5 protein-coding genes are annotated in these 6232 nt (G+C 41.9%); all 5 read left to right on the top strand.

Going from position 1 to position 6232, the window contains the following annotated elements; all coding sequences use genetic code 11:
• The first annotated feature begins 335 nt into the window (after nucleotides 1–335).
• The 5 genes from RMZ95_RS27975 to RMZ95_RS27955 all read left to right on the top strand — a co-directional run bounded on the left by RMZ95_RS27975 (nucleotide 336) and on the right by RMZ95_RS27955 (nucleotide 6141).
• On the top strand, nucleotides 336–488 hold the full coding sequence (locus tag RMZ95_RS27975; protein WP_322671138.1) for a hypothetical protein: 153 nt from the start codon (nucleotides 336–338) through the stop codon (nucleotides 486–488).
• A gap of 93 nt (nucleotides 489–581) precedes the next feature.
• Nucleotides 582–2075 (top strand): sensor histidine kinase, encoded by a 1494-nt coding sequence (locus tag RMZ95_RS27970; RefSeq protein ID WP_322683511.1) that lies wholly within the window; start codon nucleotides 582–584, stop codon nucleotides 2073–2075.
• A 15-nt stretch (nucleotides 2076–2090) separates the two neighbouring features.
• Nucleotides 2091–2519 (top strand): response regulator, encoded by a 429-nt coding sequence (locus RMZ95_RS27965; protein WP_292861307.1) that lies wholly within the window; start codon nucleotides 2091–2093, stop codon nucleotides 2517–2519.
• 91 nt (nucleotides 2520–2610) lie between these two features.
• Nucleotides 2611–3648 (top strand): sensor histidine kinase, encoded by a 1038-nt coding sequence (locus tag RMZ95_RS27960; protein ID WP_322683510.1) that lies wholly within the window; start codon nucleotides 2611–2613, stop codon nucleotides 3646–3648.
• A 21-nt stretch (nucleotides 3649–3669) separates the two neighbouring features.
• Entirely contained in the window at nucleotides 3670–6141 is a 2472-nt protein-coding gene (locus RMZ95_RS27955; protein ID WP_322683509.1) for an EAL domain-containing protein, read from the top strand.
• The last annotated feature ends 91 nt before the right edge of the window (nucleotides 6142–6232 follow it).

Genomic DNA, 6232 nt, shown 5'->3' with positions numbered 1-6232 from the left:
GGTCCCCAGTCCCTAGTCCCTACGATTAATTCAGAAATCAAATCAGATTGCTATATCTAGTCTACGTATTTATTAATCAATTTAATATCAAGCTAATATGAGTAAAGATTTTTACGTGCAATTACTGGTGTTTTATAGCATGTTAATGTAATTTATGCAAGCGAAAATTTGGGGAAAATAGCTACGGAAATATACTGAATTAGTTAACAAAAGTTATTATTGGCCTTCTCATGTCTCAGCAAATATACGGTCACAATCATTAATTAATATGGATATCCTTTATTAGAGCTAATTCGCTCTCAAAGTTAAGAAACTTGGTATTAATTACTAAAACTATGACGAGTAGTTGGACAGCTAGTCACCCTTCTCTTTCAAAGACGGGAACGCGTGACGATCCTAACGGCGCTAACGCAGCGATCGCGGTTCGTCTCATTGGCACAGTCTCTGTCTCTGACACGCTGTTCGCGAACGTAAACAAAAGAAGATAGCCAGTAGAGAGCAACTGTTACCGTGCTACAGCACTGGCTCACCGTTTTTACCAATTTAGCCAGCAGCTATTTTTTCAACTAGGAAGGTAAAAAATGGAATGGGCTATTTACAAAAAGAATACAGGCAGTTTTGTAATAGCAGTCGCAATTATGACTGGTGTTGGCATCATCTCATATCTTAGTTTGCTTCAGTATAGAGAAAACGCTCAATGGGTAACACATACACGCGAGGTGCTTGAAAAAACAAAAGAAGTAATGTCACAGATCAAAGATGCAGAGACTGGACAACGAGGCTATCTTCTCACAGGCAAAGAACGGTATTTGGAACCCTACCGCAGTGCAACTGGCGAGATTGCTCAGAAACTTAAGACTCTGCGCCAATTGACTGTGGATAACCCGAATCAACAGCAACGGCTCGATCGCCTTGAACCCCTGATAACCAAAAAACTGGTTTTGATTGAACAGACGATCGACGCTAGGAGCAAAAATTTAGAGTCTGCGCTGCAAATAGTTCAAACAGATCGGGGTCAGCAAATTATGGAGGACATCCGAATGCTGACTACAGCTATGGAGAACGAAGAGAATCAGTTGTTGAAACAGCGGTCAATGGAGGCGAACGCCAGCGCTCATCAAACAACTTTGCTAACTATTTTTGGCAGCATTATCGCTTCTCTTATCGTTGGTTTGGCAGCCACGATTACCAATCAGGAACTCGTCAAACGCAAGCGGATGGAAAATTCTCTGCAAAAAGCTCGCGATGAGTTAGAAATAGAGGTTAACAAACAGACTGCCGAACTGAGAAACACTAACGAAGAATTACAAACTGAAATTAATGAGCGCAAAAAGGCGGAGTCAGAGATTCTGCGTCTGAACGTCCAGCTTGAGGGGCGAGTTGCAGAACGCACAGCACAACTCGAAGCCACTAACAAAGAGATGGAAGCATTTAGTTATTCTGTGTCTCATGACCTGCGCGCCCCCTTGCGGAGCATCGATGGCTTTAGTCAAGCACTCCTAGAAGATTATGCTGACAAGCTGGACGCACTAGGTCAAAACTACCTCCAGCGAGTGCGTGCAGCTACCCAGCGAATGGCACAACTGATCGACGATTTACTGAATCTGTCACGATTAACGCGTAGTGAGATGCGTTACGAAAAGGTCGATCTCAGCGCACTAGTGGAGGCGATCGCTACAGAGTTGCACAAAACCCAACCAGAACGCCAAGTAGAGTTTATCATTACGCCGGGATTGGTTGCTAATGGTGATGCTCATCTGTTACGGATCGTGCTAGAAAACCTACTGGGTAATGCGTGGAAGTTTACAGGTAAACATCAAAAAGCCCGAATAGAATTTGGGCTTTTACAGCAAAATAACACCCATGTATATTTTGTCCGTGATGATGGCACAGGCTTCGATATGGCCTATGTTGAGAAACTCTTCGGTGCTTTTCAGCGCCTACACGCCATGACTGAGTTTGAAGGCACTGGCATCGGATTAGCTACTGTGCAGCGCATTGTTCACCGTCATGGTGGCCGTGTCTGGGCAGAAAGCGTAGTGGAGCAAGGCGCAACATTTTACTTCACCCTTTAACTAGAGGAATACAACATGATTTTACTTGTAGAAGACAATCCTGACGATGAAGCGCTCACCCTACGGGCACTCAAGAAAAACAATATTATGAATGAGGTAGTAGTAGCACGGGATGGGGTGGAAGCTCTAGATTATCTCTTTGGTAAAGGTGTATACGCCGATCGCGACATGAACGTTATGCCCCATATCATCCTCTTGGATTTGAAACTGCCTAAAATGGATGGTCTGGAAGTTTTACGACACCTGCGAACCGATGACAGGACAAAAATCCTTCCCGTCGTCATTCTCACCTCCTCCAAAGAGGAGCAAGACTTAATCAATGGTTACAGCTTGGGAGCCAACAGCTATGTTCGCAAACCAGTAGACTTTTCCCAATTCAGTGAAGCAGTGCGACAACTAGGATTGTACTGGTTTGTCTTAAACGAATCACCACCAAGAATATAGCTTCTCCCAATCCTCCAAAATCAGGTTATAGACGTAAGGCTGACTTTCTTAATTACGAATTACGAATTACGAATTACGAATTACGAATTACATGAGTGTACCACTGCGCGTATTACTTGTTGAGGATTCAGAAGACGACGCTTTGTTGCTGCTGCGCGAACTACAACGTGGTGGCTACGAAGTAACCTTTGAACGGATTGATACACCCACAGCCATGAAAGCTGCGATCAAAGAGCAAACATGGGATATCGTTATCTGCGATTATTCTATGCCCACCTTTAGCGCCCCTGCTGCATTGAAGCAGGTTAAGGAAAGTGGACTTGACCTGCCATTCATTATCGTCTCAGGAACTATTGGTGAAGATACCGCAGTCGCCGCCATGAAGGCTGGTGCCCATGACTACATCATCAAAGGCAATTTAGCGCGACTAACCCCTGCTGTTGCCCGCGAGTTGCGCGAAGCACTAGTGAGACGGGAGCGTAAACAAGCAGAGGAGCAGATTAAAGCATCGCTTCAAGAAAAAGAGGTGCTATTGAAAGAAATTCATCATCGAGTAAAAAATAACTTGCAGATTATTTCTAGTCTGCTCAACCTGCAAGCAGAGTATCTCAAGGACAATCAAGCTCTTGAGGTATTCAAAGATAGCCAGAACCGGATTGAATCAATGGCTCTGATCCACGAGAAACTATATCAATCTCAAGACTTGGCAAGGATTAATTTTGCCGACTATATCCAAGATTTAGTAACTAATTTATTTTATTCATACAACGTTAATTCCAGCGCTATTACCTTGAAAATGAATGTTGAGGAGGTTTTTCTAGCCATTGATGCAGCTATTCCTTGCGGCTTAATTATCAATGAACTTATTTCAAATTCCCTAAAATATGCCTTTCCCCAAACAGAGGGGGGAGAAATTTCTATTGACTTTCGCTTTGATGGAGTAAACTTATATATACTTGCCATCAGTGATAATGGTGTCGGTTTTGCCCAAAATTTTGACTTTCACAATACAGAATCATTAGGTCTGCGATTAGTAAAAGGTCTAACACATCAGCTAAAAGGCAATATCGATTTTAGCAGCAATAACGGAGTAAAGTATAAAATTATATTTCCGACTAAAAATTTATAAATTTAAATTTTCAATAAAAACATGAACCCAGTAAATATATTAGTTGTTGAAGATGAATTCATCGTGGCAATGGATATACAAAATCGGCTCAGGAAATTTGGATACACTGTTATAGGGCTTGCCGATTCTGGAGAAGAAGCAATTAAGAAAGCAGCAGACGATTCTTTAGATTTAGTTTTAATGGATATTCACCTTAAAGGAAATATGGACGGTGTGGAGGCTGCTCAGATAATTCATAATATTTTTAATATTCCAGTCATATATCTGACTGCTAATGCAGATGAATCAACATTGAATCGAGCAAAGGTAACAGAGCCGTTTGGCTACATTCTCAAGCCTTTTAAAGAAAAAGAATTAAAATTCACGATTGAAATTACTCTTTCTAAACATCGGACGGAAAAAAAATTAAAACAGAATGAACAATGGCTGACTACTGTACTTAAAAGTATTGGAGATGCTGTGATTACTAGCGACGAATCTGGAACTGTGACTTTTATGAATCCAATTGCGGAGGTACTGACGGGTTGGAATTATTCAGATGCGTTTGGTAAAGAAGCAGCAGAAGTATTCAATATTGCTCCTAAAAAAACTCGTATAATAATTGAAAGTCCTGTAACGCAAGTCCTTCAGTCTGGCGTTACTATCGATCTACCAGAACAGAGGATACTTATCGCTAAAAACGGTACAGAAATACCAATTGATGATAGTGTTGCAGCGATTAAAGATGATAACGGTAATATCACGGGTGCAGTTTTGGTCTTTCAGGATATCACCGAGCGCAACCAAATTCTGGAAGCATTAGCACGTCGCCAGCAAGAATTCAAAGCACTAATTGAAAATGCACCCGATATTATTTCCAGATTTAACCCTCAATTGCGCTACGTTTACGTTAATCCAGTTATTGAAAACATTACAGGAATATCAGCCGAAACATTTATCGGCAAAACAAACGCAGAGTTAAATCTGCCGGAAGAATTTTGCTGGATATGCGATCGCCAGCTTCGGCAAGTTTTCCAAACCAAGGAAGAAACGGAGTTTGAATGCAGTTTAGCGATCGCCCAGCAAACAAGACATTACCATACCCGTCTTGTGCCTGAATTGGCTAGCGATGGTTCAGTATATTTTGTTTTAAGTATTTCTCGCAACATTACTGCTCTAAAACTGGCAGAGGCGCAATTAATTCATGATGCCTTTCACGATATACTAACCAAACTGCCAAACCGTGCCTTATTTATGGAACGGCTAGAACGGGCGCTCATGCTGACAAAACGACGTGCAGATTATAGATTCGCTGTTCTCTTTCTAGATTTAGATCGCTTCAAAGTTGTCAACGATAGTCTCGGTCATACAATTGGAGATCAACTACTAACTGCCCTTGCTCGTAGATTAGAAAATTGCCTGCGGGCTGGAGACACAGTTGCCCGTCTAGGGGGAGATGAGTTTACAATTTTGCTTGACGATCTCCAAAATGCCAATGACGTAACAAGCGTAGTGGAGCGGATACACGAAGTTCTGACATCTGCGTTCCAACTCAGTGGGTACGAGGTATTTACCACCGTCAGTATTGGCATCGCCCTGAGCAAGGGTAGTTACAACCGACCGGAGGAACTCTTGCGCGATGCTGACATTGCAATGTATCGCGCTAAAGCATTGGGTAAGGCACGCCATGAAATATTTGACTCAACCATGTACACCCAAGTTACAAAGCTATTAGAGTTAGAGATGGATCTACGACGGGCAGTTGAACGCCAGGAGTTTCAGGTTTACTACCAGCCAATTATTTTATTAGAAACTTACAAAATTATTGGCTTCGAGGCTCTCGTTCGCTGGCAGCACCCGCAATACGGATTAATATCTCCAGACAGCTTTATTCCCCTGGCAGAAGAAACTGGGCTGATTATCCCTATTGGTTATTGGGTACTAGGCGAGGCTTGTCGGCAGATGCGTGCTTGGCAATTACAATTTCCTACTGACCCACCTTTAACAATCAGTGTAAATCTTTCCACTAAGCAGTTTTCACAACCTAGCCTAATTGAGCAAATTAACCAAATTATCCAAGAGACTGGTTTAGAAGTTGGCAGTTTAAAGCTGGAAATTACCGAAAGCGTACTTATGGAGAATATTCAATTAGCAACTTTTATGCTATCGCAGCTGCAAGAGATGAATATTCAATTACACTTAGATGATTTTGGCATCGGCTATTCATCCTTGAGTTACCTGCACCGCTTTCCCAGTAATGCCTTGAAGATCGATCGTTCCTTTATTGCTAAGATTGGTGCTAATGGAGAAAACTTAGAGATTATTCAAGCGATCGTCGCTCTAGCACAGAGTCTAAATATAGATGTAATAGCAGAGGGTGTAGAAACACTAGAGCAACTGGCACAACTTCAAGTGATGAAATGCAAATATGCACAGGGATATTTTTTCTCTCAACCCCTCGATCGCAAGTTGGTAGAAACATTAATTTTATCTGGCATTGAACCTAGATATTAGCCCGTCTTTAGCTTCGTGTAAGTAAGCCAACAAAAGCCCGATATTACAACTAATTCTGAACCGCTATAGTTAATTTGTGTTGTTAACCAAA

Origin of the sequence: Nostoc sp. DedQUE07 (assembly GCF_034530975.2) — a bacterium.
Taxonomy (GTDB): Bacteria; Cyanobacteriota; Cyanobacteriia; order Cyanobacteriales; family Nostocaceae; genus Nostoc.
The sequence above is the reverse complement of the archived record's forward strand: the minus strand, read 5'-3'. Positions and strand labels throughout refer to the sequence as shown.